Annotated in this window: 26 protein-coding genes; 11 read left to right on the forward strand and 15 right to left on the reverse strand. The window is 64.0% G+C overall.

The window, feature by feature from the left end; genetic code table 11:
• Positions 1–5 precede the first annotated feature (5 nt).
• The 6 genes from JF515_RS18670 to JF515_RS18695 form a co-directional block, all read right to left on the reverse strand.
• Positions 6–926: an ABC transporter permease gene (locus tag JF515_RS18670; RefSeq protein WP_203105953.1), complete on the reverse strand. Its 921-nt coding sequence runs from the start codon at positions 924–926 to the stop codon at positions 6–8.
• A complete protein-coding gene (locus JF515_RS18675) occupies positions 919–2,043 on the reverse strand; it encodes an ABC transporter permease (protein ID WP_194296909.1) in 1,125 nt (374 codons plus the stop codon). The genes JF515_RS18670 and JF515_RS18675 overlap by 8 nt, the downstream gene beginning before the upstream one ends.
• A 27-nt stretch (positions 2,044–2,070) precedes the next feature.
• On the reverse strand, positions 2,071–3,183 hold the full coding sequence (locus JF515_RS18680; protein WP_161385446.1) for a BMP family ABC transporter substrate-binding protein: 1,113 nt from the start codon (positions 3,181–3,183) through the stop codon (positions 2,071–2,073).
• 220 nt (positions 3,184–3,403) lie between these two features.
• Positions 3,404–3,655, reverse strand: coding sequence for a hypothetical protein (locus JF515_RS18685; protein WP_203105954.1), 252 nt, complete (start codon positions 3,653–3,655; stop codon positions 3,404–3,406).
• Positions 3,655–4,725 (reverse strand): ring-opening amidohydrolase, encoded by a 1,071-nt coding sequence (locus JF515_RS18690; protein WP_203105955.1) that lies wholly within the window; start codon positions 4,723–4,725, stop codon positions 3,655–3,657. Before JF515_RS18690 ends, JF515_RS18685 begins: the two co-directional genes overlap by 1 nt.
• Complete coding sequence (locus JF515_RS18695) at positions 4,722–5,780, reverse strand: ABC transporter substrate-binding protein (protein WP_203105956.1); 1,059 nt, start codon at positions 5,778–5,780, stop codon at positions 4,722–4,724. The genes JF515_RS18690 and JF515_RS18695 overlap by 4 nt, the downstream gene beginning before the upstream one ends.
• A gap of 150 nt (positions 5,781–5,930) precedes the next feature.
• On the opposite strand from JF515_RS18695, the gene JF515_RS18700 reads away from it, so the two are divergent.
• From JF515_RS18700 to urtE, 9 genes are all read left to right on the forward strand, one after another.
• The gene (locus JF515_RS18700; RefSeq protein ID WP_194296905.1) at positions 5,931–6,833 is read left to right on the forward strand and encodes a LysR family transcriptional regulator; all 903 of its coding nucleotides are present in this window, start codon (positions 5,931–5,933) and stop codon (positions 6,831–6,833) included.
• A gap of 578 nt (positions 6,834–7,411) precedes the next feature.
• On the forward strand, positions 7,412–9,181 hold the full coding sequence (gene atzF, locus JF515_RS18705; protein WP_203105957.1) for an allophanate hydrolase: 1,770 nt from the start codon (positions 7,412–7,414) through the stop codon (positions 9,179–9,181).
• A 1-nt stretch (position 9,182) separates the two neighbouring features.
• Positions 9,183–12,833: an urea carboxylase gene (gene uca, locus JF515_RS18710; protein ID WP_203105958.1), complete on the forward strand. Its 3,651-nt coding sequence runs from the start codon at positions 9,183–9,185 to the stop codon at positions 12,831–12,833.
• 17 nt (positions 12,834–12,850) lie between these two features.
• The gene (locus JF515_RS18715) at positions 12,851–13,561 is read left to right on the forward strand and encodes a GntR family transcriptional regulator (RefSeq protein WP_194865642.1); all 711 of its coding nucleotides are present in this window, start codon (positions 12,851–12,853) and stop codon (positions 13,559–13,561) included.
• Between the two features lie 19 nt (positions 13,562–13,580).
• Positions 13,581–14,879 (forward strand): urea ABC transporter substrate-binding protein, encoded by a 1,299-nt coding sequence (gene urtA / locus JF515_RS18720; RefSeq protein WP_203105959.1) that lies wholly within the window; start codon positions 13,581–13,583, stop codon positions 14,877–14,879.
• Positions 14,880–14,956: 77 nt separating this feature from the next.
• Positions 14,957–16,591, forward strand: coding sequence for an urea ABC transporter permease subunit UrtB (gene urtB / locus JF515_RS18725; RefSeq protein WP_194865623.1), 1,635 nt, complete (start codon positions 14,957–14,959; stop codon positions 16,589–16,591).
• The gene (urtC, locus tag JF515_RS18730; protein WP_161385454.1) at positions 16,588–17,718 is read left to right on the forward strand and encodes an urea ABC transporter permease subunit UrtC; all 1,131 of its coding nucleotides are present in this window, start codon (positions 16,588–16,590) and stop codon (positions 17,716–17,718) included. The genes urtB and urtC overlap by 4 nt, the downstream gene beginning before the upstream one ends.
• Positions 17,705–18,565 carry an urea ABC transporter ATP-binding protein UrtD gene (gene urtD, locus JF515_RS18735; RefSeq protein ID WP_203105960.1) on the forward strand — a complete coding sequence of 287 codons (861 nt, stop codon included), beginning with the start codon at positions 17,705–17,707 and terminating at the stop codon, positions 18,563–18,565. Before urtC ends, urtD begins: the two co-directional genes overlap by 14 nt.
• Positions 18,566–18,693: 128 nt before the next feature.
• Complete coding sequence (gene urtE, locus JF515_RS18740; protein WP_203105961.1) at positions 18,694–19,389, forward strand: urea ABC transporter ATP-binding subunit UrtE; 696 nt, start codon at positions 18,694–18,696, stop codon at positions 19,387–19,389.
• A gap of 18 nt (positions 19,390–19,407) precedes the next feature.
• On the opposite strand, the gene map is transcribed toward urtE, so the two are convergent.
• The 7 genes from map to JF515_RS19715 all read right to left on the reverse strand — a co-directional run bounded on the left by map (position 19,408) and on the right by JF515_RS19715 (position 23,183).
• Positions 19,408–20,181: a type I methionyl aminopeptidase gene (gene map / locus JF515_RS18745; RefSeq protein ID WP_203105962.1), complete on the reverse strand. Its 774-nt coding sequence runs from the start codon at positions 20,179–20,181 to the stop codon at positions 19,408–19,410.
• Positions 20,174–20,380, reverse strand: a complete 207-nt coding sequence (locus tag JF515_RS18750) for a ParD-like family protein (protein WP_194296896.1) — start codon at positions 20,378–20,380, stop codon at positions 20,174–20,176. Before JF515_RS18750 ends, map begins: the two co-directional genes overlap by 8 nt.
• Positions 20,381–20,427: 47 nt before the next feature.
• The gene (locus JF515_RS18755) at positions 20,428–20,904 is read right to left on the reverse strand and encodes a GNAT family N-acetyltransferase (protein WP_203105963.1); all 477 of its coding nucleotides are present in this window, start codon (positions 20,902–20,904) and stop codon (positions 20,428–20,430) included.
• A 337-nt stretch (positions 20,905–21,241) separates the two neighbouring features.
• A complete protein-coding gene (locus JF515_RS18760; protein ID WP_203105964.1) occupies positions 21,242–21,775 on the reverse strand; it encodes an AAA family ATPase in 534 nt (177 codons plus the stop codon).
• Positions 21,776–21,819: 44 nt separating this feature from the next.
• Positions 21,820–22,308 carry a YcxB family protein gene (locus tag JF515_RS18765; protein ID WP_238401208.1) on the reverse strand — a complete coding sequence of 163 codons (489 nt, stop codon included), beginning with the start codon at positions 22,306–22,308 and terminating at the stop codon, positions 21,820–21,822.
• Between the two features lie 10 nt (positions 22,309–22,318).
• Positions 22,319–22,801, reverse strand: a complete 483-nt coding sequence (locus JF515_RS18770; RefSeq protein WP_203105966.1) for a hypothetical protein — start codon at positions 22,799–22,801, stop codon at positions 22,319–22,321.
• Positions 22,802–22,886: 85 nt separating this feature from the next.
• Complete coding sequence (locus tag JF515_RS19715) at positions 22,887–23,183, reverse strand: antibiotic biosynthesis monooxygenase (RefSeq protein WP_203105967.1); 297 nt, start codon at positions 23,181–23,183, stop codon at positions 22,887–22,889.
• Positions 23,184–23,357: 174 nt separating this feature from the next.
• Here JF515_RS19715 and JF515_RS19525 point away from each other — a divergent pair, with 174 nt between their 5' ends.
• On the forward strand, positions 23,358–23,819 hold the full coding sequence (locus tag JF515_RS19525; protein WP_203105968.1) for a helix-turn-helix domain-containing protein: 462 nt from the start codon (positions 23,358–23,360) through the stop codon (positions 23,817–23,819).
• Between the two features lie 335 nt (positions 23,820–24,154).
• Complete coding sequence (locus JF515_RS18785; RefSeq protein ID WP_203105969.1) at positions 24,155–24,355, forward strand: SymE family type I addiction module toxin; 201 nt, start codon at positions 24,155–24,157, stop codon at positions 24,353–24,355.
• Between the two features lie 110 nt (positions 24,356–24,465).
• Here JF515_RS18785 and JF515_RS18790 read toward each other — a convergent pair whose 3' ends face one another.
• Both JF515_RS18790 and JF515_RS18795 read right to left on the reverse strand, forming a co-directional pair.
• Positions 24,466–24,753: an antibiotic biosynthesis monooxygenase gene (locus JF515_RS18790; protein WP_203105970.1), complete on the reverse strand. Its 288-nt coding sequence runs from the start codon at positions 24,751–24,753 to the stop codon at positions 24,466–24,468.
• A 115-nt stretch (positions 24,754–24,868) separates the two neighbouring features.
• Positions 24,869–25,387 (reverse strand): hypothetical protein, encoded by a 519-nt coding sequence (locus JF515_RS18795; protein ID WP_203105971.1) that lies wholly within the window; start codon positions 25,385–25,387, stop codon positions 24,869–24,871.
• Positions 25,388–25,823 lie beyond the last annotated feature (436 nt).

Raw genomic sequence — 25,823 nt, forward strand, 5'->3', positions numbered from 1 at the left:
TCGGGTTATCGGTTCAGGCTGAGTTCGCCGGGCGCGCCACTGAGGGTTCGGTCCGGCCGGCAGGTGATCACCATCACCGCCAGGGTCAGCACATAAGGAATGGCGTTGAACAGGTAGTAGCCCCAGCCAATGCCGATGGCCTGCAGGGCCGGGCCCACGGCGCCGGCGGCACCGAACAGCAACGCCGCCCACAGACAGTTAATCGGTTGCCAGCGGGCGAAGATCACCAGTGCCACCGCCATCAGGCCCTGGCCGCTGGACAGGCCCTCGTTCCAACTGCCCGGGTAGTACAGCGACAAATAGGCGCCGCCCACGCCGGCCAGGAAGCCGCCCACGCCGGTGGCCACGATGCGCACCCCGGCGGGCCGGTAACCGAGCGCCTGGGCGGAGTCCTCGTGGTCACCCACCAGCCGCAGCACCAGCCCCCAGCGGGTGCCGCGCAGGCCCCAATGCAGCACCAACGCCAGCGCCACGCCGATAAAGAACAGCACATTGACGTTGAGCGCCGAGCGCACCCGGGTGTCGTCGCTCCAGCCGCCCAGGGGAATGGACGGCAGCATGGGCGCGCTGGGTTGAATGAAATCCTTGCCCAGGAAGAACGCCAGGCCGGTGCCGAACAGAATCAGGGCAATACCGAAGGCGATGTCGTTGACCCGGGGTAGCGAGCAGATCACGCCGTGCACCAGCCCCAGACACAGGCCGGCGCCACCGGCGGCGAGCACCCCCAGCCAGGGCGAACCGGACAGGTAGGACACCGCGTAGCCGGTCATGGCGCCGGTGACCAGGATGCCTTCCAGGCCCAGGTTGATGCGCCCGCCTTTTTCGGTGAGGCATTCCCCCAGGCTGACGAACAGAAAGGGCGTGCCCACGCGGATGGCACCGGCCAGCAGCGCCAGCAGGAAGATCGACAGGTCGGACTCAACCATGGCTGGTTTCTCCTTTTTCCTCGAGCCCGGCGCGCGGCGCCGCGATCCAGTGCCCGCGCAGCCACAGGCGCCAGTCGCCGGTGCGGCGGGTCAGGGTTTCCCAGGCCAGCAGGTTGATGAACAGCATGCCCTGCAGAATCAGGGTGGTAGCGTCGGGCAATCCCAGGCGCCGTTGCAGCAGGCCGCCACTGGCTTCCAGACCACCCAGCAGGATCGCGCAGGCGATGATGGCGAGCGGATTGTGGCGGGCGGCGAAAGCCACCAGGATGCCGGCGGTGCCGTAGCCGGAGATCAGCGCGGTGTTGGCGCTGCCCTGCACCGCGCTCACCTCGAACATGCCCGCCAGACCGGCGGCGCCGCCGCCCAGAACGCAGGTAAGCAGCACCAGCCGGTCCACCGGCAGCCCCAGCATGCGCGGCGTGCGCGGGTTGCCACCCACCACCCGCAGGGCGAAGCCGATCACGCTGTAGCGCACCAGTACCCAGGCCAGCACGCAGGCGACGATGCCCGCCACCAGGCCCCAGTGCACATAGAAGCTGTCGCTGATCACGCCGATCTGATAGCTGCTATCCAGTGGCGGCGTGGACGGTTTGTTGAGGCTGTTGGGATCACGCAACGGCCCTTCCACCAGATGCCGGAAAATCGCCAGACCAATGTAGGAAAGCAGCAGGCTGCCGATGGTCTCGTTGACGCCGCGCTTCTGGCGCAGCCAGCCGCTCAGACCGATCCACAGCCCGCCGGCCAGCATCGAGGCCACGCCCATGGCGATCAGCATCGGCCAGGCCGGCAGCGCCGGCAGCCACAGCGGCGTCACCGCCGCCGCCAGGCCACCCAGCACCAGCGCGCCCTCGCCGCCAATGATGATCAGCCCGGCGCGGGCCGGCAGCGCCACGCACAGCGCCGTGAGCATCAGCGGCGCGGCCCGCATCAGGGTGTTTTCCCAGGCGAACAGCGAACCGAAAGCGCCTTCGAACACCAGCGGCCCGGCCTGCCAGGCGGGCCGGCCCTGGATCAGCAGGAAGGCGATGAACAGCACCGCCGTGGTGACCAGGGCGCACAGCGTGGGCAGGGCCGGCAGCAGCAGCACGCCGGCCCGCCCCAGCCAGGGTTTCAGCATGACGGGCTCCCGCTAACGCGCGCTCGCTCAGATCTGGCCACGCACGCCCTCCACCAGGTAGTCCATGCGCTCCAGTTCCACGGCGGTTTGTTTGTAGTCGGTGCCGTCCGGGATCACGATCTCGCCGCCGTTGTTCTTCAGCGGGCCGCCGAAGATCACGAAGTCGCCGCTCATCATTTCCGCCTTCACCGCGTCGGCGTTCTTCTTCGCCTCGGCGCTGACCTTGGGTCCGTAGGGAGAGGTTTTCACGAAGCCTTCTTTCAGGCCGCCGCGCAGGAAGTTGATCATCGGCTCGCCGGCCTGGGCCGCCTGCACGTGTTTCTTGTACGGCGTGACCCAATTCCATTCGGCACCGGTGAGATAGCCTTCCGGAGCCAGCGCCGCCTGGCTGGCGTGGTAGCCGCAGGTCATCACGCCGCGCTTCTCGGCGGTTTCCACCAGCACCTTGGGGCCGTCCACATGGCAGGTGAGCACGTCGCAGCCGCTGTCGATCAGGCTGTTGGCGGCTTCCGCTTCCTTCACCGGCAATGACCAGTCACCGGTGAAGATCACCGAGGTGGTGATGTCCGGGTTCACCGAGCGCGCACCCAGGGTGAAGGCGTTCAGGTTGCGCAGCACCTGGGGAATGGGCTTGGCGGCGATGAAACCGAGCTTGGCGGACTTGCTCATATGGCCGGCCACCACGCCGTTCAGGTACTGAGCTTCATCGATGTAACCGAAGAAGCTGCCCACGTTCATCGGGTGCTTGCCCTCTTCCCAGAGACCGCCGCAGTGGGCAAAGCGCACATCGGAAAAGCGCCGCGCCACCTTCAGCACGTGCGGGTCGAAGTAACCGAACGAGGTGGGGAAGATCAGGCTGGCGCCGTCCTGGCGGATCATCGCTTCCATGGCCCGTTGCACGGCCACGGTTTCCGGTACGTTCTCCTGCTCCACCACCTTGATGCCGGGCATTTGCTTGATCACCGCGGCGGCTTCCGCGTGGGACTGGTTGTAGCCGAAGTCATCCCGCGCGCCCACGTACAGAAAGCCCACGGTGAGGTCGCCGCCACCGGCGGCGCGCAGCAGGTTCACGGGCAAGGCGGCGGAGGCACCGAGGAGGCCGGCGGCCTTGAGGAAATCACGACGCTTGAGTTGAGACATTGAGCTGTCCTTTAACGCTGGGCGCGCCGGTAAACGGCGCGGGGAGGGTTGGAGTGCATCCTGGAATGCATGTTGGTATACAAGTAGCAGTGTTCATGCCAAATCATGAAAACCCTGTTTTCACAGGGCTTTCAGACGCCCCCCCTCCCACTCAGCCCGGCACTGCCGGCACCGCTTGTGTGCAAGAAAGCGGTTTCCGCACCACCGGCGGGCACGGCAATCAGCCGCGCACCGCCCAGAAGGTAAGCCGCCGCTCCAGCCATTCGAACGCCTGGTACAGCACGATGCCCATGGCGCCCACCACCACCAGGCCGGCGAACACCAGCGGCACCTCGAAGCGGCTGCCGGTGGTGGTTTCCAGGGCGACGCTGCCGCCACTGGGCACGGTCAGGGAGATGTCCACCACCGCCGGCGTTTCACTGCGCGCGTAACACAGGGTGGCGTTGTCCAGTTCGATGAAACCTTCGCTCATTACGGTTTCTCCACGATCACCGCCAGCGGGCCGCCGCCGTCCGGGCCCTGGTGTTCGGCGCCGCCGGACACGAACAGCGCCAGGTCGCCGGTGCGCCCACCCAGCACGCCACCCACCAGGGCGCGGGCATGACGGGTGGCGTTGATGTCGCTGTCGTCCCACATGGTGTGGCGGTGGCCACGTATTTCACCGCTGCGCGACGGCTCCGCCTTGGCCAGAAGAGCGCGCAGCTCGCCGCCGCCCAGGGGCGCCAGGGCACGATCCAGGGCATCGCCATCCAGAGCGTCGGCCATCACGTCGTGGCCGATGCGCAGGGTCGGGTCCCAGCCCGGGGCGTTGCCCAGTACCAGGATTTCGTTGCGCATCAGTTCGATGCCGGCGGAGGTGCTGGCGCGACCGGACCACAGTGCATGGTCATGGCAGATGGCGGCGTCGCTGAGCGACGCCTCCTCCACCTCGCCCAGGGCCAGGGCCACGCCCAGGGCCGAGGCGCCCCGGGAATAGCCCATGGATTCGTAGGTGTCGGTGGTGGCCACGGTGGCGCCGCGCAGGCGGGCGTCCTCGCAGCGGGCGGCGGTGAGCAGCGGGCATTTGATTTGCACGTAGTGCACGTCCCCGGCCCGTTCGATGCCGGCCTTGGCCATGGCCCTTCGTACCGCTTCGGCGGTGGCGCGCACCTGGTCCATGCGGCCGATTTGCTCCGGGGCGAACGCCTCGGAGAAGGCGATGCCCGCCGCCAGGCCCGGCTGCCCCGGCGCCGGCGAGGCGGCGTCGTCCACCTCGAACACCAGCCAGTGCGGCGACAGGCCGCCCTCGGTGCCACCGGACATGACGAAGGCAATGCGCTCGGCCACGGCGTTCTCGGGCAGCGCCAGGCGCTCGGCGAAAAAGCGCTTGAGCACGGTGGTGGCGAAGGCGCGGGTAAAGTCGTTAACGCAGCCGTTGCCCTCGGTCTTGCCGAGCACCGCCACCACCCGTTCCGGGTGCAGGCGACCGTCGGCCAGGGCCTCGCGCAGCGGCGTCAAATCGTCCGGGCCGGCGCATGGGAAACGATGGACTCGGGTTCTCATGGCGCCACGCTCCGGTCTTTCAGGGCGTCCAGGAATTCACCATCGAACACCTGCTCCGGCGCCGGCGGGTTGTCCAATTGCAGGGCTTGCGCCACCACATCGATGGACGCGGCCAGCCGCTCCGGGTCCACGGCGCCCAGGCCGTTTTGCTTCACTTCCTCGGTGATCAGCTGGTTATCGATCAGAAAGCGCATGCGCTGCTCTTCCAGCTGCACATTGATCAGGCTGTCTTTCTTGCGCAGCGCCTGGGCGGCGGCCAGCGGGTCATCGATGCTGGCCTTGAGGCCGCGATGACTGGCGCGCACCAGGCCCTGGACCACCTCCGGCTCCTCCTCGATCATGCGCTCGGTAACGATCAGGCCATTGCTGTACAGCGGCACGCCGTAGTCGGAGTAATAGAAGATGCGGATGTCATCCTCGTCGATGCCGAGCTTGAGCAGGTTCGGCACCGCGCTGGGCGGAAAGCCGGCGATGGCATCCACCTTGCCCTGCACCAGCATGGCTTCGCGCAGGTTGGGGGCCACGTTCTCGAAGCGGATGGCGTCGCTGTTCAGGTCGGCGGCCTCGGCGAACAGCGGGAACATGCGGTAGGCGGAATCGTTGGCCGGCGCGCCAATCGCCTTGCCTTCCAATTGTTTCGGCGTCTCGATACCGGATTCCTTGAGGGTAATGATCGCCAGCGGGGGCCGGTTGTAGATCATGTACACCATGCGCTGGCGGTTATCCGGATGGCGGGCGTTGAATTCGATCAGGGTGTTGATGTCGCCGAAGCCGGCCTCGTAGCTGCCGCCGGCGATGCGCGTGATCACCGCCGAGGAGCCCTCACCGGCGTCCACGGTGACGTCCAGGCCCTCTTCCTCGAAATAACCACGCTGGGCGGCCAGCACGAAGGGCGCGTTGGAGGCTTCGAAGGCCCAGTTGGCGGTGAAGCGCACCTCGCGCTCGGCGCGGGCGGCGGACGCCAGCGACAGGCTCAGCGCCGCCAGCAGCCCTAGGAAGAAAAAGACGGGCCGGGGACGGCCCGCGGACGGTAACAAAGCGGTTCTCGGTTGCATGGAAATCTCTCTCCTCGCGCCCGGCCCCATGCCTGGGCGTTCAATGCGAGGCAAGATAGAATTCCCGGAGCGAAGCCGACCAGCGTTATTTTTACCGCATAGCGCTGCCTTTTCGGCATCACTCCCTCGGACAACGCCGGACCATGCCCCATGCAGAACATCCGCTTTCTTCGCTACATCGACGCGGTCGCCCGCAGCGGCTCGATCCGCAAGGCCGCCGAGCAATTGAACGTGGTGTCCTCGGCGGTGAACCGCCGCATCCTGGACATCGAGGAACAGATCGGCACGCCCCTGTTCGAGCGCCGCGCCCGGGGCGTGCGGCTCACCGCCGCCGGCGAGCTGTTCGTGGCCTACGCCCGCAAGCAGATGGCGGAGCTGGAACGCACCCTCTCGGAAATCGAGGACCTGCGCAGCCTGCGCCGGGGCGAGGTGCGCATCGCCGCCATCGAGGGCATGGCGGCGGAAATGCTGCCCCGGGCCATCCATACCTTCCAGAAGACGCACCCGAAGATCCGCTTCACCACCTTTATTTGCGGGCGCGAGGAGGTTTATCAGTACCTGAAGGAATTCCGCGCCGACATCGGCCTGGTGTTCAACCCGCCGCCGGACCCGGAGATACGCACCTTGATGGATGTGGAGCAGCGGCTGTGCGCTTTCGTGTCGCCGGACCATCCGCTCACTGATCGGGACAAGGTGCGGCTGTCCGATTGCGTGGCCTATCCGCTGGCGCTGCCGGACCGCACCCTGGGCGGGCGCGCCTTGCTGGACGAATTCCTGGCGCGGCGTTCGCTGCGTCTGGAGGCGGCGCTGGAGTCCAACTCCTTCGAGATGATGCGCAACTTCGCGGTGAAGAGCGGCGGCGTGTGTTTTCAGATTCAGATCGGCATGCCGCCTTCGCATCTGCCCGGCGGCATGCGCGCCCTGCCGCTGGCGGATCGGGGGTTGAGCCGGGGGCGGCTGGTGTTGGGCATGGAGCATTCCCGGGCGCTGCCGGTGGCCACCGCCCGGTTCGTGGAGCACCTCAAGAACGAGCTGGCCGACGCCGTCGGCTGAATGCCGGGGTGCGCGCGTCCCGGTGTGACGTCTCGGTGTGACGTCTTGGTGCGGGCCCTCCATCTGGGACGCGTCTCGGTGTGGGCCCCTTTCCGGGAACGTCGTGAATCCGTCCCTGGAGACTCCCGGTCAAACATCCTGTTTGACAGGGTCCCGGAAAGGGGCCCACACCGAGACGCTTCGAGGTAGCGTCCCGCGCGGCTCCGTAGGATGCCGTCGCCAGTTGGATATGGCTGTAGGAGCGACCGGGCGGCGTTCCGCTTCAGTCGCGATGAAGATGGCACGGCGTGGATCGCGACTAAAGCGGAACGCCGCCCGGTCGCTCCTACAACTTCCATCCCAGGCCCGAAGAAACCCGTCGCGTTGAGGATCACCGGTCAGGCCGCCGCCCATGGCCGCACAAAAACGGTGCCGGGCGCCCCGTGATGAAGCAGAAAGTAGCAGCTTCGCTCTCGGTCGCGAATCTAACCGGCCACCGCCATCGCCCGTGAACACTGGCCCCGGGACGTTCGCCGACAAGCTGGCACCGGCCTTGCACCGTCCAGCATACCTACTGGTATACAACGAGGTATGCGAACGTGCTTGGCTGGACCATCGATCAATGGCGCTCCGCCTACCGGCGTAAAAAGCTGACGCCGGTTGCCGCCATGAAGGCGCTGTCCGCGCAACTGCAGGACAGCGAACGGGCTCTCTGGATTCACCTGCTCGACGAATCCAGTCTGCTCGCCCAGGCGGAGCGCCTCAGCGATCCGTCCCTGCCTCTGTACGGCGTGCCCTTCGCGGTGAAGGACAACATCGACGTGGGCAGCCTGCCCACTACCGCCGCCTGCCCGGCCTACGCCTATACCGCCAAGGAAACCGCCCCGGCGGTGCAGGCGCTGCTCGACGCCGGCGCCATCCTGGTGGGCAAGACCAATCTGGATCAGCTCGCCACCGGCCTGGTGGGGGTGCGTTCGCCCTACGGCGAGGTGCCCAACCCGTTCAATGGCGACTATGTCACCGGCGGTTCCAGTTCCGGTTCCGCCGCCGTGGTCAGCCTGGGGCTGGTGCCCTTCGCGCTGGGCACCGACACCGCCGGTTCCGGCCGGGTGCCGGCGGCGCTCACCAACATCGTCGGCCTGAAGCCCACCAAGGGCAGCATGAGCACCCGGGGCGTGGTGCCCGCCTGCCGCACCCTGGATTGCATCAGCGTGTTCGCGGTGAGCGTGGACGACGCGGAGACCGTGTTCGATATTTATAAGGGCTACGACGAACGGGACGGCTACGCCCGCCATGCGCCCTCCGGCGTGCCCACCGCCCTGCCGGAAAAACCCCGCCTGGGCGTGCCCACGGAGACGCCCTGGTTCGGCGACGACCAGGCCGCCGCCGCCTGGCAACGGCAACTGGAGGAACTGGACGCCATCGCCGAGCTGGTGCCCATGGACCTGGAGGTGCTCCACGAGGCCGCCCGCCTGCTCTACCAGGGCCCCTGGGTGGCGGAGCGCTATACCGTGGCCGAGCCGTTGCTGGATCAACCCGACGCCCTGCTGCCGGTGATCCGCGACATTATTCTGCCGGCCCGGGACATGAGCGCCGCCGACGGTTTCCGCGCCCAGTACAAACTGGCCGACCTGCGCCGCCAGGCGGACCAGCTGATGGCGGACATCGACGCCCTGGTGGTGCCCAGCACGCCGGGCATCTACACCCGGGCGGCGGTGAACGCCGACCCGGTCACCCTCAACAGCCAGCTCGGCACCTGGACCAACTTCGTCAATCTGCTCGACATGTGCGCCCTGTCGCTGCCCGGCGGGCTGCGCGACGAGGACCGCCTGCCCACCGGCATCACCCTGATCGGCCCGGCCTGGTACGACGCCGCCCTGGCGGAGTTCGGCCGCCGCTGGCAGCGCCACCGTCCGTGGAAGGCCGGCGTCACCGACCAGCAACCACCGCTGCCGCAGGCGGAGGACGACAAGGACCGGGACGACGGCACCGTCACCGTGGCGGTGGTGGGCGCGCATCTGTCCGGCATGCCGCTGAATTACCAACTCACCGAACGCAACGGCGTGCTGCTGGAAACCACCCGCACCGCGCCCTGCTATCGCCTGTACGCCCTGGCCAACACCACGCCGCCCAAGCCCGGCCTGATCCGCGCCGACGACGGCGCCGCCATCGAGATCGAGCTGTGGAAGCTGCCGGTCACCGAGTTCGGAAGTTTCGTGGCGCTGATCCCCGGCCCGCTCGGCATGGGCACCCTGGAAACCGAGGACGGCCGCCAGGTGAAAGGCTTCATCTGCGAAGGCTGGGCAATTCCCGACGCCAAGGACATCACCGCCCTGGGGGGCTGGAGAAACTACATAAAGGGGTTATGAAATGGCTTTGAAGAAGGTCCTGATCGCCAACCGCGGCGAGATCGCGGTGCGCATCTGCCGCACGCTCAAGAGCATGGGCATTGCCTCGGTGGCGGTATACTCCGACGCCGACCGCAACAGCCAGCACGTGGCCGCCGCCGACGAGGCGGTGGCACTGGGCGGCCAGACCGCGGCGGAAAGCTACCTGCGCACCGACCTGATTCTGCAAGCGGTAAAGGACACCGGCGCCGACGCGGTGATCCCCGGCTACGGCTTTCTCTCCGAGAACGCCGACTTCGCGGAGGCCTGCGCCGCCCAGGGCGTGGTGTTCGTGGGCCCGACCCCGGACCAGCTGCGCCGCTTCGGCCTCAAGCACGAGGCCCGCGCCCTGGCCGAGGCCGCCGGCGTGCCCCTGGCCCCCGGCACCGACCTTCTGCAAAGCCTGGATGACGCCAAACAGGCCGCCGACGACATCGGCTACCCGGTAATGCTGAAGAGCACCGCCGGCGGCGGCGGCATCGGCCTGAGCCGCTGCGACGATGAAGCGGAGCTGGTGGACGCCTTCGAATCCGTGAAGCGCCTGGGCGAAAGTTTCTTCTCCGACTCCGGCGTGTTCATCGAACGGTTCGTGGCCCGGGCCCGCCATGTGGAAGTGCAGATCTTCGGCGACGGCAAAGGCAAGGTGCTGGCGCTCGGCGAACGGGAATGTTCCCTGCAACGGCGCAACCAGAAAGTAGTGGAGGAAACCCCGGCCCCTAACCTGCCCCAGGCCACCCGGGAAAAACTGCATGACAGCGCGGTGCGCCTGGGCGAATCGGTGAACTACCAATCCGCCGGCACGGTGGAATACATCTACGACGACGAGCGCGATGAATTCTATTTCCTGGAGGTGAACACCCGCCTCCAGGTCGAACACGGCGTCACCGAAGCCGTGTTCGGCGTGGACCTGGTGGCCTGGATGCTGAAACTGGCCGGTGGCGAGAGCGTGCCCCTGGACCAGGACTACCGGTCCGATGGCCACGCCATGGAAGTGCGCATCTACGCCGAGGACGCGCTCAAGGATTTCCAACCCAGTCCGGGCGAACTCACCGAAGTATCCTTTCCTGAAAACATCCGCCTGGATGGCTGGGTGGACACCGGCACCGAGGTGAGCCCGCACTATGACCCGATGCTGGCCAAGGTGATCGTGCACGGCGCCGACCGCGCCACCGCCCTCCACAACATGCGCAATGCCCTGGCCGCCACCCGCCTGTCCGGCATCGCCACCAACCTGGATTACCTGCGCCAGATTCTGCGCGATCCGGCGGTGGCGGAGGGCAAGGTTTCCACCCGCTACCTGGAAAGCTTCCAGTACACCCCCACCGCTTTCGAGATCGTCGACCCGGGCACCTACACCACGGTGCAGGACTACCCGGGCCGCGCCGGCTACTGGGACATCGGCGTGCCGCCGTCCGGCCCCATGGACGACTACGCGTTCCGGATCGGCAACCGCATCGTCGGCAACCACGCCAGCGCAGCCGGCCTGGAAGCCACGCTCGTGGGGCCGTCTCTGCGCTTCCACAGCGACACGGTGATCGCGATCACCGGCGCCGGTTGCGACGCCACCCTGGACGGCGAGCCGGTGGCACTCTGGCAACCGGTGGCGGTAAAGGCCGGCCAGACCCTGGTCACCGGCAAGGCCACCAGTGGCTGCCGCACCTACATCGCCGTGCGTAACGGCATCGACGTGCCCGACTACCTGGGCAGCAAATCCACCTTCGTACTCGGCCAGTTCGGCGGCCACGGCGGGCGCACCCTGCGCAAGGGCGACGTGCTCTCGATCTGCCAGCCACAACTGGCGGGCTGCCCCACCCCGGCCCCGGAGCATGAGCCGGCGGCGCCGGACGCCGCGCTGATTCCGGATTACCCGCAGCAATGGGAAATCAAGGTGCTGTACGGCCCCCACGGCGCGCCGGACTTTTTCACCGAAGAGGCCATCGAGGAATTCTTCAGCGCCGACTGGCAGGTGCACTACAACTCCAACCGCCTGGGCATCCGCCTGGTGGGCCCGAAACCGACCTGGACCCGCACCGACGGCGGCGAGGCCGGCCTGCACCCGTCCAACATCCACGACTGCGAATACGCCGTGGGCAGCGTCAACTTCACCGGCGACTTCCCGGTGATCCTTACCAAGGACGGCCCCAGCCTGGGCGGCTTCGTGTGCCCGGTGACCATCGCCAAAGCGGAGCTGTGGAAGGTGGGGCAGTTGAAACCCGGTGACAGCATCCGTTTCGTGCCGATGGCGTTCGATGAGGCGCTGGCGTTGGAGAAGGCGCGGGATCGGGCGATTGAGACCCTGGAGCCGGAAGGCGCCTGGGAAGAGCCGGTTACCTTGGGAGGATCGCGACTGAAGTCGCTCCTACAGCAAGACTCCACGTCGGCGACGATGTTGGCGGAGCTGGACGCCACCGAGCAGGCGCCGCGCATCACCTACCGGCAGGCCGGCGATAAATACATTCTGATCGAGTACGGCGACAACGTGCTGGATCTTGACCTGCGCTTCCGCGTCCACGCCCTGATGGAAAACCTCAAGGGCGACAAAGTAGAAGGCATCCTGGAACTGTCCCCGGGCGTGCGCAGCCTGCAGGTGCACTACGATTCCCGGGTCATCCACCAGACCGACCTGGTGAACACCCTGCTGGCTCGGGAAGCCGCCATCGGCTCCGTGGCCGACATGGTGGTCACCTCCCGGGTGCTGCACCTGCCGCTGGCGTTCGAGGACAGCGCCACCCTGGACGCGGTGAAGCGCTACCAGGAAACCATTCGCGGCGACGCACCCTGGCTCCCCAACAACGTGGAGTTCATCCGCCGCATCAACGGGCTGGATTCCATCGAGCGGGTCAAGGAGATCGTCTACCAGGCCAGCTACATGGTGCTGGGCCTGGGCGACGTTTACCTGGGCGCCCCCTGCGCGGTGCCGGTGGACCCGCGCCACCGGCTGATGACCTCCAAGTACAACCCGGCGCGCACCTACACCGCCGAGGGCACCGTGGGCATCGGCGGCGTCTATATGTGCATCTACGGCATGGACTCCCCCGGCGGCTACCAACTGGTGGGCCGCACCGTGCCGATCTGGAACAAGCACCTCAAGAACCGCCAGTTCAAAACCGGCGAACCCTGGCTGCTGCGCTTCTTCGACCAGGTGCGCTACTACCCGGTCAGCGAAGACGAGCTGGCGGGCATGCGCGATGCCTTCCGCGAAGGCCGCCTGGAAGTGGAGATCACCGAGGAACAATTTTCCCTGGCGGATTACCACCGCTTCCTGGATGACATCGAACCGGAAATGGTCGCCTTCCGGGAAAACCAGCAGGCCGCCTACCAGCAGGAAGTGGCCCGTTGGCAGGACGAGGACGCGCAAATCGAGTCCGCCATCCTGGGCGGCGGCGGCGCCGACATCGGCGAGGTGGACGGCCACCTGGTGAGCGCCGAGATCAGCGGCAACGTCTGGAAGCTGCTGGTGGAGGAAGGCGCCACCGTGCAGGAAGGCCAGACCCTGGTGATCGTGGAAGCCATGAAGATGGAGTTCGAGATCACCGCCAGCGCCGCCGGCACCATCACCGGCCTGCACTGCCAACCCGGTGCGATCATCAACGCCGGTGATCCGGTGGCGGTGATCGACACGGACGTGGCCTGAAGGAGCGCCCCATGAAGATGGTCCTCAAACCGAACCCACGCGAGAACCTGGCCGAACGCATCTACCGACAGCTCAAGCAGGACATCTTCGATTTCCGCCTGCTGCCCGGCGACCGGTTCAGCGAGAACGAGGTCGCCGAGCGCATGGGCGCTTCCCGCACGCCGGTGCGCGAGGCGTTGTTCCGCCTGGAGCGGGAAGGCTATGTGGAAGTGCTGGCGCGCAGTGGCTGGCAGGTCAAACCCTTCGACTTCAAATACTTCGAGGAACTCTACGACGTGCGCACGGTGCTGGAATGCGCCGCCGTGCGTCGCCTTTGCGAACAGGAAGGTCCATCGCCGCAGCTCGAGGCACTGACGCGGTTGTGGACCACGCCCCCGGACCAGCGACCGACCCAGGTGGGCCCGGTGTCGGCGCTGGACGAACGATTCCATGAAGTCCTGGTGGAAGCCGCCGGTAATCAGGAAATGGCGCGTATCCATCATGACCTCACGGAACGGCTGCGCATCATCCGTCGGCTCGATTTCACCAAGCCGCCACGCATCGACGCCACCTACCAGGAGCACGCCGCGATTCTCGAGGCGATCGCGCACCGGCGGGTGGAACAGGCGCAGATGATGCTCAAGGCCCACATCGAGGCCAGCCGCAATGAAGTAAGAAAAATCACCCTGCATATGCTCCACGAAGCGCGCGCCCAAGGCGACGCCCGGGAGTTCGGTACGGATCGGTAACTACAACAAGGGGAACATCATGAGCATGAAACGGAACCTGAAACGCATCGCCCAGGTAGGGATCGCCGCCGGCGCCATCACCTACAGTGGTCTGGTCAGCGCCGCGGACACCATCAAGGTGGGCGTGCTGCATTCGCTCTCCGGCACCATGGCGATCAGCGAATCCACGCTCAAGGACACCGTCCTGATGATGATCGAGCAACAGAACGAAAAAGGCGGCGTGATGGGCAAGAAGCTCGAACCCGTGGTGGTGGACCCGGCCTCGGACTGGCCGCTGTTCGCCGAGAAAGCCCGCCAGCTTCTTACCCAGGATAAGGTCGACGTGATCTTCGGTTGCTGGACCTCGGTGTCGCGCAAGTCCGTGCTGCCGGTGGTGGAAGAGCTCAACGGCCTGCTGTTCTATCCGGTTCAGTATGAAGGCGAGGAATCCTCCAAGAACGTTTTCTACACCGGCGCCGCGCCTAACCAGCAGGCGATTCCAGCGGTTGACTATCTTATCAACGACCTGGGCGTGAAGCGCTTCGTGCTGGCCGGCACCGACTATGTGTACCCGCGCACTACTAACAAGATCCTGGAGGCCTACCTGAAGTCCAAGGGCATCGCCGACGATGACATCATGATCAACTACACCCCGTTCGGTCATTCCGACTGGCAGTCCATCGTCTCCCGCATCAAGGAATTCGGCAGCGAAGGCAAGAAGACCGCCGTGGTCTCCACCATCAACGGCGACGCCAACGTGCCGTTCTATAAAGAGCTGGGCAACCAGGGCATCGACGCCGCCGACATCCCGGTGGTGGCCTTCTCCGTGGGCGAGCAGGAGCTGTCCGGCATCGACACCGGTCCGCTGGTGGGTCACCTGGCCGCCTGGAACTACTTCGAAAGCGTTTACACGCCGGAGAACAACAAGTTCATCGACCAGTGGCACGACTACATCGGCGATGACAGCCGCGTCACCAACGATCCCATGGAAGCCACCTACATCGGCTTCAACATGTGGGTGAAAGCGGTTGAGAAAGCCAAATCCACCGACACCGACAAAGTCGCCAAGGCCATGATCGGCGTGGAGACTCCGAACCTGACCGGCGGCACCGCGGTGATGAACAAGAACCACCACCTCTCCAAGCCGGTGCTGATCGGTGAAATCCAGGACGACGGCCAGTTCGCCGTGGTCTGGCAAACCGACGGCCTGGTGGCCGGCGATGCCTGGTCCGACTACCTGCCGGATTCCAAGAACCTGATCGCCGACTGGACCGCCCCGATCAACTGCGGCAACTACAACACCAAGACCAAGACCTGCGGCGGCCAGACCGCCCAATAAGCGAACGCCCACGATTCGCGACCCGCGGGCCGGCGCTGGCCGGCCCGCCTTTAACGGACGGATTTCGAGGAACCACGATGCGAAGGGTTCTGCTGATTGTATTGCTGTGGCTCGGCGCCACCGGCGTGGCGGGCGCGCAGACGCCCACCGACGACCCGGTGGCGACGGACCCGCCCTCGGTGAGCGACGCGCTCGCCGACCTGAAAAGCCGCGACTTCGACGTCAAGGGCAGGGCCATTGAAACCATCGCCCGCTCCGGCCACGAACAAGCCGAGGCCCTGCTACAGGCACTGCTGGACCGCAAGCTGGTCCACGACCGCGCCCACGACCGTATCGTCCTGGGCGAACAGGCCGACGGCGGCTGGGCCCTCACCGACCCGCTCACCGGTGAATCCCTGGGCCAGGTGGACGCCCGTGCCGCCCGCCCGGTGATCATCAACAACCGGCTGCGCGAGAGGATTCGCAACCTGCAGGCCGTGGCCGCGCTCTCCAACGCCAACCCGTTGGCGCGCCGGGAAGCGGCGCAGCGTCTGGTTGGCACCACCGACCCGACGATGCTGCGTGCCCTGCGCGAACGTCAGGCCGAGGAAAGCAACCCCCTGGTCAACGGAGCCATCGACACTGCCTTGAACATCGCGCTGTTGCGCGATCCCGGCAGTGACCTGCACACCCGCCTGGCGGCCATCGACGCGGTGGCCGGCAGCCTGGAGCCGGCGGTGAAAAACGTGCTGCGCGACCGCGCCACGCAAACCGACGCCGCCGCCGAACGCAACGCGGCGGAGAAAGCGCTCAAGGCCATCGACGCGCGCGCCGCCCGTTACGAAACCGCCGATACCATTTTCTTCGGCCTGAGCCTGGGCTCGGTGCTGCTGCTGGCCGCCATCGGCCTGGCCATCACCTTCGGCGTCATGGGCGTGATCAACATGGCCCATGGCGAGCTGATCATGTTGGGCGCCTACACCACCTATGTGGTGCAACAGGTTTTTCCCCAGGGCCATGAATGGTCCCTGCTGATAGCGATCCCCGCCGCCTTTCTTGTCTCCGCCCTGGTCGGCATCGTCATCGAACGCTGCGTGATCCGCTTTCTCTACGGCCGCCCCCTGGAAACCCTGCTCGCTACCTTCGGCGTCAGCCTGATTCTGCAGCAGGCGGTGCGGCTGATCTTCTCGCCGCTGAACCGCAGCGTGGTGACCCCGGACTGGATGAGCGGTGCCCTGCAAATCAACCCGGTGTTCTCGCTCACCTACAACCGGCTCTACATCATCTTCTTCGCCCTGGCGGTGTTCCTCACCCTGCTCACCGTGCTCAAGAAAACCCGACTCGGCCTGCAGGTGCGGGCCGTGAGCCAGAACCGCATCACCGCCCGGGCCATGGGCATCCGCAGCGAACGGGTCAACGCCCTCACCTTCGGCCTCGGTTCCGGCATCGCCGGTATCGCCGGCGTGGCCCTGGCCCAGCTCACCAACGTGGGCCCCAACCTGGGCCAGGCCTACATCATCGACTCCTTCATGGTGGTGGTGTTCGGCGGCGTCGGAAACCTGTGGGGCACGCTCACCGCCGCCTTCGGCCTGGGCATCGCCAACAAGTTCATCGAACCGCTGGCCGGCGCCGTGCTCGCCAAGATCATGGTGCTGGTGTTCATCATCCTGTTCATTCAGCGCAAACCGCGCGGGCTGTTCCCGCAGCGCGGTCGGGCCGCGGAGGATTCATGAGACATTCCGACTTCAAGACCGCGCTCACCGACCACGCCGCCAAGCTGTTCCTGGGCGTGCTGTTCGGCGCGGTGATCATCGTCGCCCTGCTCAACCTGCTGGTACCGGCGGACTCCGCCCTGCACGTGAGCAGCTACACCGTCACCCTGCTGGGCAAGTACCTGTGCTACGCCCTGCTCGCCCTGGCCCTGGATCTGGTGTGGGGCTACTGCGGCATCCTCAGCCTCGGCCACGGCGCTTTCTTCGCCCTGGGCGGCTACGCCATGGGCATGTACCTGATGCGCCAGATCGGCGACCGGGGCGTCTACGGCAACCCGGAACTCCCGGACTTCATGGTATTCCTGAACTGGGATCAATTGCCCTGGTACTGGCACGGCTTCGACCATTTCGGCTTCGCCCTGCTGATGGTGGGTCTGGTACCCGGCGTGCTGGCTTTCGTGTTCGGCTGGCTGGCGTTCCGCTCCCGGGTCACCGGCGTTTACCTGTCGATCATCACCCAGGCGCTCACCTACGCGCTGATGCTGGCGTTCTTCCGCAACGAGCTGGGCTTTGGCGGCAACAACGGCCTCACCGACTTCAAGGACCTGCTCGGCTTCTCGCTGCAGGCGGATGGCACCCGGGTGGCCCTGCTGCTGGCCTCGGCACTCGCCCTGGGCGGTGCCTTCGTGCTGTGCCGCTGGATCACCGGCACCCGCCTGGGCCGCACCGTCATGGCGGTACGCGACGCGGAATCCCGCGCCCGCTTCCTGGGCTACCGCACCGAACACTACAAACTGTGGGTATTCACCTTGAGCGCGGTGCTGGCCGGCATCGCCGGGGCCCTTTATGTGCCCCAGGTGGGCATCATCAACCCGGGGGAATTCTCGCCGCTCAACTCCATCGAGCTGGTGGTGTGGGTGGCCGTGGGTGGCCGCGCCACCCTGTACGGCGCGGTGATCGGCGCCATCCTGGTGAACTACGCCAAGACCGTGTTCACCGGCGTGATGCCGGAAGCCTGGCTGTTCGCCTTGGGGGGCCTGTTCGTGGCGGTCACCGTATTCCTGCCGCAAGGGCTCGTCGGTCTGGCCAGGAACCTGGCCCGCAAGAAGAAACAACCGGACCAGGAGGCCCACCATGAGCCAGCCTGATTCCTTCGCCACCAGCCTCCGCGAAACCTTCCGCCGTGACCAGGTGTTCGGGCCCCTGCGCCCGGGCACCCGCCCGGTATCGGCGGGCCACCTGGACACCGGCGGCAAGCACATCCTCTACATGGAGGACGTCACCGTCAGCTTCGACGGCTTCAAGGCCCTCAACGACCTGACGCTCTACATCGAACCCGGCGAGCTGCGCTGCATCATCGGCCCCAACGGCGCCGGTAAATCCACCATGATGGACGTGATCACCGGCAAGACCCGCCCGGACAGCGGCGTTTGCTACTTTGGCCAGACCCTGGACCTGACCCGCATGTCGGACACGGAAATCGCCACCGCCGGCATCGGCCGCAAGTTCCAGAAACCCACCGTGTTCCCGGAACACACCGCCCTGGAAAACCTGGAGCTGGCCATGGCCGGCCCCAAGGGCACCTGGCACGCCCTGCTGAAACCGGTCACCGGCGAACAACGCGACTGGATGGCGAGCACTCTGGATACCGTGGGCCTGCTCAATGATCGCGACCGGCCCGCCGGCGCCCTCTCCCACGGCCAGAAACAATGGCTGGAAATCGCCATGGTGCTGATGCAGAAACCGGAGCTGCTGCTGGTGGACGAACCCATCGCCGGCATGACCCGCCAGGAAGTGGAACGCACCACCGAGCTCCTGCAGGGCCTGGCCGGCGGACACTCGGTGATGGTGGTGGAGCACGACATGGAGTTCATCCGCTCCATCGCCAACACCGTCACCGTGCTGCACCAGGGCAGCGTCCTCGCCGAGGGCAGCATGCAGCAGGTGCAAAACGACCCCAGGGTGATCGAGGTCTACCTCGGCGAATCCATGTGACGCTACGCTCGATACAGGGTGCAGGATACAGGATGAAAGACAGGCCCTTGCCCCGCACCTGTATCCTGCATCCTGAATCCTGTATCGCGGCCACAGGCCGCCCGGCGCCGCTTTTATGAGAAAGGAACATGCTGAAACTACAAGGCCTCAACCAATACTACGGCGAATCCCACACCCTCTGGGATCTCGACCTCACCGTCGCCGAAGGCGAATGCCTGTGCGTCATGGGCCGCAACGGTGTCGGCAAGACCACCCTGCTCAAGGCCATCATGGGGCTGCTCCCCGTGGCCTCCGGCAGCATTGAATTCCAAGGCCGCGACCTGGCCAAAAAGCCCGCCGAGGAACGGGCCCGCGCCGGCATCGGCTACGTTCCCCAGGGCCGGGAAATCTTCCCCCTGCTCACCGTGGAAGAAAACCTGGAAACCGGCCTCCAGGCCCGCGCCGACCGCAGCCGCAAAATCCCCGAGCGCATCCATGAGCTGTTCCCGGTGCTCCACGACATGCGCCACCGCCGGGGCGGCGACCTCTCCGGCGGCCAGCAACAGCAGCTCGCCATCGGCCGCGCCCTGGCCCTGGACCCCAAACTGCTGATCCTGGACGAGCCCACCGAAGGCATTCAGCCCAACATCGTCGACATGATCGCCCGGGTCATCAAAACCCTGAACCAGGAAGAAGGCCTCACCATTCTGCTGGTGGAACAGAAGCTGCCCTTCACCCGCGCCGTGGCGGACCACTTCGCGATTCTGGACCGGGGCAGCAAGGTGGCGGAAGGCGGCGTGAACGAGCTCGACGATGAGCTGGTGAAGAAGTATCTGACCGTTTGAGGCGTCGTCTGCCCCGGGTCAGGCACGCTCTTCATCTCGCAGCGTCAGCACCTCGAAGCCATCCGGGGTAACCGCGATGGTGTGCTCCCACTGGGCGGAAAGGCGCTTGTCGCGGGTGACCACGGTCCAGCCGTCCGGCTTGGTGCGCACCGCCGCCTTACCCTGATTGATCATCGGCTCGATGGTAAAGGTCATGCCCTCGCGCAGCACGGTACCGGCGCCGGGCTGGCCGTAGTGCAACACCTGCGGGGCTTCGTGCATCTCGCGCCCGATGCCGTGGCCGCAGTATTCGCGTACCACGGAGTACCCCTGCCGCTCGGCGTAGCGCTGAATCGCGGCGCCGACATCGCCCAAAGTAGCGCCCGGTTTGACCACGCGGATGCCTTCCCACATGGCCTCGTAGGTCTTCTCCACCAACCGCCGCGCATGGGGAGCCACCTTGCCGATCATGTACATCTTGCTGGAATCGGCGATAAAGCCGCCTTTCTCCAGGGTGATGTCCACATTGATGATATCGCCGGACTTCAGGATCTTCTTCGCCGACGGCACGCCATGGCACACCACCTGGTTCACCGAGGTATTGAGCACATACTCGAAGCCATACTGGCCCTTGCTGGCCGGACGCGAGCCCAGCTCATCGACGATGTAGCGCTCCACCCGATCGTTGATCTCCAGGGTGGAAAGACCGGCCGCCACCCAACCATCCAGGTACGCGAACACCGACGCCAGCAGCCGCCCGGACTCGCGCATCAGCGCCAGCTCCGCCTCCGTCTTCAAGACCGCCTCAGCCACCGGCCACCCGCCGTATATCCACCTCGGCCAGCTTCAGCTGCTCGCGCACGATCTCGGAAAAGGACAGCTCAGGATTGGCCTCCGCCAACATACCGATTTTGATCCAGAACTCGGCCTGGGCGTTGATGGAACGCACCATTACCGAACTGGCTTTGCGGATCTCCTCGTGGAGATCATCGTTGATCTTTACGATGCCCATGGCACGACCTATATATGAAACGTATACGAATCATATATACTGAGCCCTCAGCTCGCAACAGGGCGCGCCACCAGCAAATGGTAGGTGGTGAAACGCCGGCCCAGCAGCTGGCTCTGGTGCACCTCGCGCGCCATTCTGGCCAGCGACCGGTATTCCGGTCGACTGCCGAGAAGATGGAAGACAACTTCCTCATGGCCGAACTCGCTGGCCCAGCCCATCAGGATTCTGAATACGGCGATGCCAAGCCCCCAGGCCCTTTGTGACAGCACGATCGCAAGTTCGAAGCCATGATCATCCGGCTGAATCCCGCACCACCCCGCCAGCTTCCCACCCACGAGAATCCCGCGAACCCGGCAGCCGGGCAGCGTGTCCAGCCGACGCTTCTCCCTTACCCACTCCTGGACGCTGTCCTTGTCGAAGCAGGCGTGACCCACCAGGTGCTTTCTCAGCGGCGCCTCGTTCAATACCGCCAGAAGGTCCTTTGAATCCACCCGGGTAAGATCAACCAGTTCCAGGTTGCTCATATCAGACTATCGACCTCCGCTAGCGCTTCCGGAACCCTCCTCACGGATCGTCAAACCATGGTGGTCCGCTATGGCCACCAGCGCCGACTCATCACCCCGGATCTCCCACTCGAACCAGTTGGTCCACTCCATCACCAGTTCCTGGCCGTCTTTTCGGAGGGTATAGCTGTCGAAATCGATGCCTTTGTCAAAAGCCAGGGGCGCTCATCCTCCGCCTGTATGCCCATGCCGTTGGCGATGGCCTTCATCTCCCCGTAGCTCTTGCCGAAAATGTTGGCCACGGAGGCAATGCCGAAACCGGAGACTTCTTCCTGTACAACGCAGCCAATCACTTCTATTACTCTAATCCCGCCGTTGCCATAATGAAGGCAACCCGCTCCTCAATGCCGACGCGAGGCACTTCCACGGTTTGGTAGCCCCGCCGCTCATACCACCGCTTCATCCCTTCGAATACCTCCACGGACTCCTCGAAGGTCTGGTCCCGCTCCGAGTCCGTGCCGTAGATTTCCTGCCAGGGCGGCAGCAGAAATACGGGATTTTGGTACGGGAACCGCTGAACCAGACCGGCCGCTTCGTCTTCCGTGATAGCGGACGCCAGGTCCAGCATGTACAACGCGTCCAGCACACCCCGGTCAAAGAAGGTCACGCCGTGGTGGGCTGTCGCGGCCCGATACTGTTCGATGTCCGAATCCAGGATCTCCCTGGCGAAGGAGGAGGCATCCGGTCGCGGCGACAGCCCCGCCGCCAACCTCGTCTTTATGATCCGCCGCGCGGCCTCCGGGGCCACGCGATGGCCCCGCGCCGCGAGAGCATCCAGCAAGGTGGTTTTGCCGCCACCAGGACCACCGGTGACCACGAACCGTTTACTCATAGGAACGACAAGCTCCCTTCCGCCGGGAAACAAAGGCACTCCGCCTATTTGCTTTCCGGCATTGTTTGATTCAAGGCAGCCACAAGGGCCGGAATGTCGAAACCACTTTCGCTGATTGATTTCGGCACCACATAGTAGAGTCTTGGCATGGAAAAAATGATCACGTAGCGGTCATTCTGGCGCCACTTATGGATCGCATCCCAGCGAAGCAGCCCCTCGCCATCCCGGGAGGAGAAGGAGACGCCCTCCTCTCTCAACTCAACGGTGAACTCCTCGTGCATCGCCTTATATTTATCGTAGTGCCGCCCAAGTAAATACGGCGATACGAAAAGCTGGACCACCAGGAAAAAGACAATCCAACCGATCAAACCACCGACGATGGGTGCACTGACGGCTGGCGGCGCATAAACCGCCACGACCAGAAGGACAGCGAACACCATTACCGAGACAATCACGACTTTCACCGTGGGCCTGGCGTACAGTCGGCCCGAAGCCACATAGTCCTTTTTCGAGATGCGGTATTTCGCCTTCATCGTCACCTTGTCAGCACCTCACATGGGCCAGGATATGTTTCTTCACGTACTCGAAATCCTCCCGCTTCGGCAGTACGCTGGATACGATAGTGAGCTTCCCTTTGCGGTGAATAATCTTGAAGAAGACCGTTCCTTTTACTTCCTGGACCGAGACTTTTTCCACGTCATTAAACGGCACCGTGATGATCTTTTTGCTAATGCCGCTCTTCGGTGCCCGAACATACTGATCGGTGATGATGAGCTCTCCCTTTGATGTGAGGCTCTTGAAGATCAGCAGCAAGCCCAACACCGAGAAAGCCGCGAGCACGAACGTGATCACCCAGTAGAAGATCGTCGCGCCCATTCGCGAAAAATGGATGATGCCGTTCAACACCAGCCCCCGATCGTTATCCAAGGAAAAGAAGCCCATGAAGCCGGCAAGCACGCCGAAAAAGACAACGGTGACGATCGCCGCGAGCAGCTTTGGCTTATAGGGGTATCGCTCTTCCATCATTCCAGGTTCTCTTTCATTGCATTTATCCCGCCAGGGTGCCCAACCGGACCGGCCATCAACCAAGGTAAGCGACCGATTTATCGCTTCAGCGCGTGAAATCCTCAATTTCGTCGTAAACGGTGACGGAAAGCCGCTCGCCGATCTCACGCATCCCCACCATCTGCGACGGGTTCTCCGCGCCCCAGAACGCCTTCCAGCTCTCCATGGCGTACCACTTGGCGACCGTCAGCACCTCGGTCTTGTCCTCGGGGCCGCGGAGCATGAAGCTGCCCAGCGCTCCGGGCATGGTTTCATGAATCCTGTTCGTGGTGTGAGCCCACGCTTCCTGAAAGCGCGGGAAGTCCTCTTCCGCCACCCGCCACCGGTATACCACCCGAATCACATCCGTCTCCCTATCACAATGATGAGCCGCCGCTCTTGCACCAAGGCAATGACGGCATTGCGTGCGTGACAACCGCTTTGAATCAGCAGGGCCTAAAATGCCCGATTCGCCTCTTTCCGTCGAGCGATCAGCGGGGGCGGATGCGCGAAGCTTGATGCATCTCTCGGGGAATGCGTGGGGCATTGGGGAATTGAGCCATTCGAGCGGGAGCTCCTGTACCGCCTGCTCACCGGCCCCCACCGGGACATCGTCCGGCAGCTGGTCGGCAACGACAACCGCATCGCCCGGGTACGCCGGGCCATCAACTGGATCCGCAACCACCACACAGAACGCCTCACCGTGCAGGCCCTGGCGGAATACGCCGGCATGAGCCAGGCATCCCTGCACCGGCACTTCAAATCCGCCACCGGCATCACGCCACTGCAATACCAGAAACGCCTGCGCCTGCAGGAAGCCCGCATCAAGCTGCTCTCCGGCGCCGACGTCAGCGACACCGCCTACACCGTGGGCTACGAAAGCCCGTCGCAACTCAGCCGGGAATACAGCCGCCTGTTCGGCCAAGCCCCCTCCGCCGACGCACGGCGCCTGCGCGACCAGGCAGCCAGCCCGACGCAGATCAGTACCGCGCCCTATTGAACACCGGGTGTGCTACCCGCTCCGCCGACGCTTCTTTCAACCCTCACTGCGCGCTCTTTCTCAAAGGCCGCGCGGACCACACTGTCCATATTGACAGTACGCAAAATCCAAGTAGACTTTTTGTCTGGAGCCTAGAAACTCCAACAGGCGGGCGAAGCCGCACCCCGGAACGATTGCGGCTTTTTTGTACCCGAAATCCGGGATGTAATGGCCGGGAGGTCCGGCGAATACAACACCTGCTTGCAGGAAATAGTCGGAGCAGTACCTGTTGCTGTTTCTAGCCTCCCGACCGCCCTACCTACGCAACCTAGAAATTGCACAACAGGAGCACCACCATGAATAAGCGCACCCTCAAGGTCCGCCGAGGCCACTGGGACTATATCCTAAAAAGCACCCCATCCGGCGGAAATCGCGTCGCCCCGTTCATTCTTCTAAAAGGCATCTGGCTGGAGCAAGCCGGCTTTGCCGTGGATACGCCGGTATCCATCACGGTTGAGGATGGCCGGCTTTCTATCGTTCGAGATTTCAGCCGCTAAGACCGACAAGAAGAGGCCCCGAAATATCTCGGGGCCTCTTAACGTCTGATACAAGCCGCACCGCGAAGAGGCGCCGTCTCGAATGATTTATTCGACAACAGGGCCGCGCACTACTGTATGTGTGATTCATAGACATCGTAGTACCTTTCCACGTTGGCAGTAACAGCTCCCCAAACCGAAGCTATGGCACGAAACTGGTGTAGCTCGAATGCAGTGCGGTCAACAAATTCCTCATACACGTTGAAAATATTTAGCGATTCTGGATTCTGCGTGACCTCAAACCGTAAGCAGCCGTTTTCTTCCCGGGTTAGCTCAATATGTGTTTGGAGAGCCGCCGATACAGCGTTGAGATCATCTTCTGGAACAACAATGTAGCCTTCCAAAATCACCTTGGGCACAGTGTATTCCTCAACATATAACCCTTTTGTTAAGCGGCGACATTTTTGCAGAGAAGTGGAGAAAAGGGCGTCCGGTGGAGCAGCCATCGGGCCCGTAACGTACAGGAACTATTGGTTACACGGCATCTCGAACATACGCCACCAAGCCCTTAAGTACTGGCCCCTGAACCTTTGCAGTACTGCCGCACGCGGTTTTAACATAGCAGCAGCGCAATTTTTGCAAATTACTTGTCTCAAGCATATAAACCAGACGTGTCCGCACAGTAACGGATTCTCGCGGGTTGAGTTTGTTTGGCCACTTAACATCGTTATCGGTTATCGGACATGGAATGACTGCATGCCTCTTACTTCCGTGATGAAGAAAGCCGAGCTCATCCAATACCACCGGGAATGAACTGAGGTTTGTAATCTTAAATCCGATTGTCTCAGGTGGCTGATTTTCTCGAAGAAACTCTTTGGATTGAGAAAGATAGTGCCCGGAGTTTTCGCCATTGAAGCCCATCGGAAACATTGCTCTGGGTTCGATATTCAGCCGCACTTTGGCCAATTTTCGGGCTTCGACATAGTTGAAAATACCCAATGCGGCACCAATTAGTGCTGCTGTTGCGACAATGACATCTAAAGCTAAACCCACTTTTTTCTCCGTATAAGTCTATACGCAGCGGCGCGAGGTACGAGCGTCCGGCCCCGAGCGAGAGGGGCCAAGAACTGCCCCTACTTGTTATAGCCACTGCACAGCCTGGATCGCCACACCTGCTCCTGCAACTATAAGACCCAACGAGGCCATAGCATTACCGCCTGAGAACACTTTCATCCTCTTCACTGCGAACGGCGCACATAAGACCAACAGGAATGCGACTCCATAAAGATACTTAAAATCCTCGGACTGAAAGTTGAGGCCGAACATAAGCCCCCCCTCCAACCAGAAATGCAATAAGCACGTACTCAATTATCATTGGCATCAATGATAGGGCGTCACCGAGGTCGGCTTCTGCGATTTGGCTTAATTTCTTATCGAAATTGATAAACCAAATAGGTTTTCTGGTTTCGCCCCAGGCGAGGGCCAATCC

The sequence above is a fragment of the Alloalcanivorax marinus genome, assembly GCF_016785095.1.
Taxonomy (GTDB): domain Bacteria; phylum Pseudomonadota; class Gammaproteobacteria; order Pseudomonadales; family Alcanivoracaceae; genus Alloalcanivorax; species Alloalcanivorax marinus_A.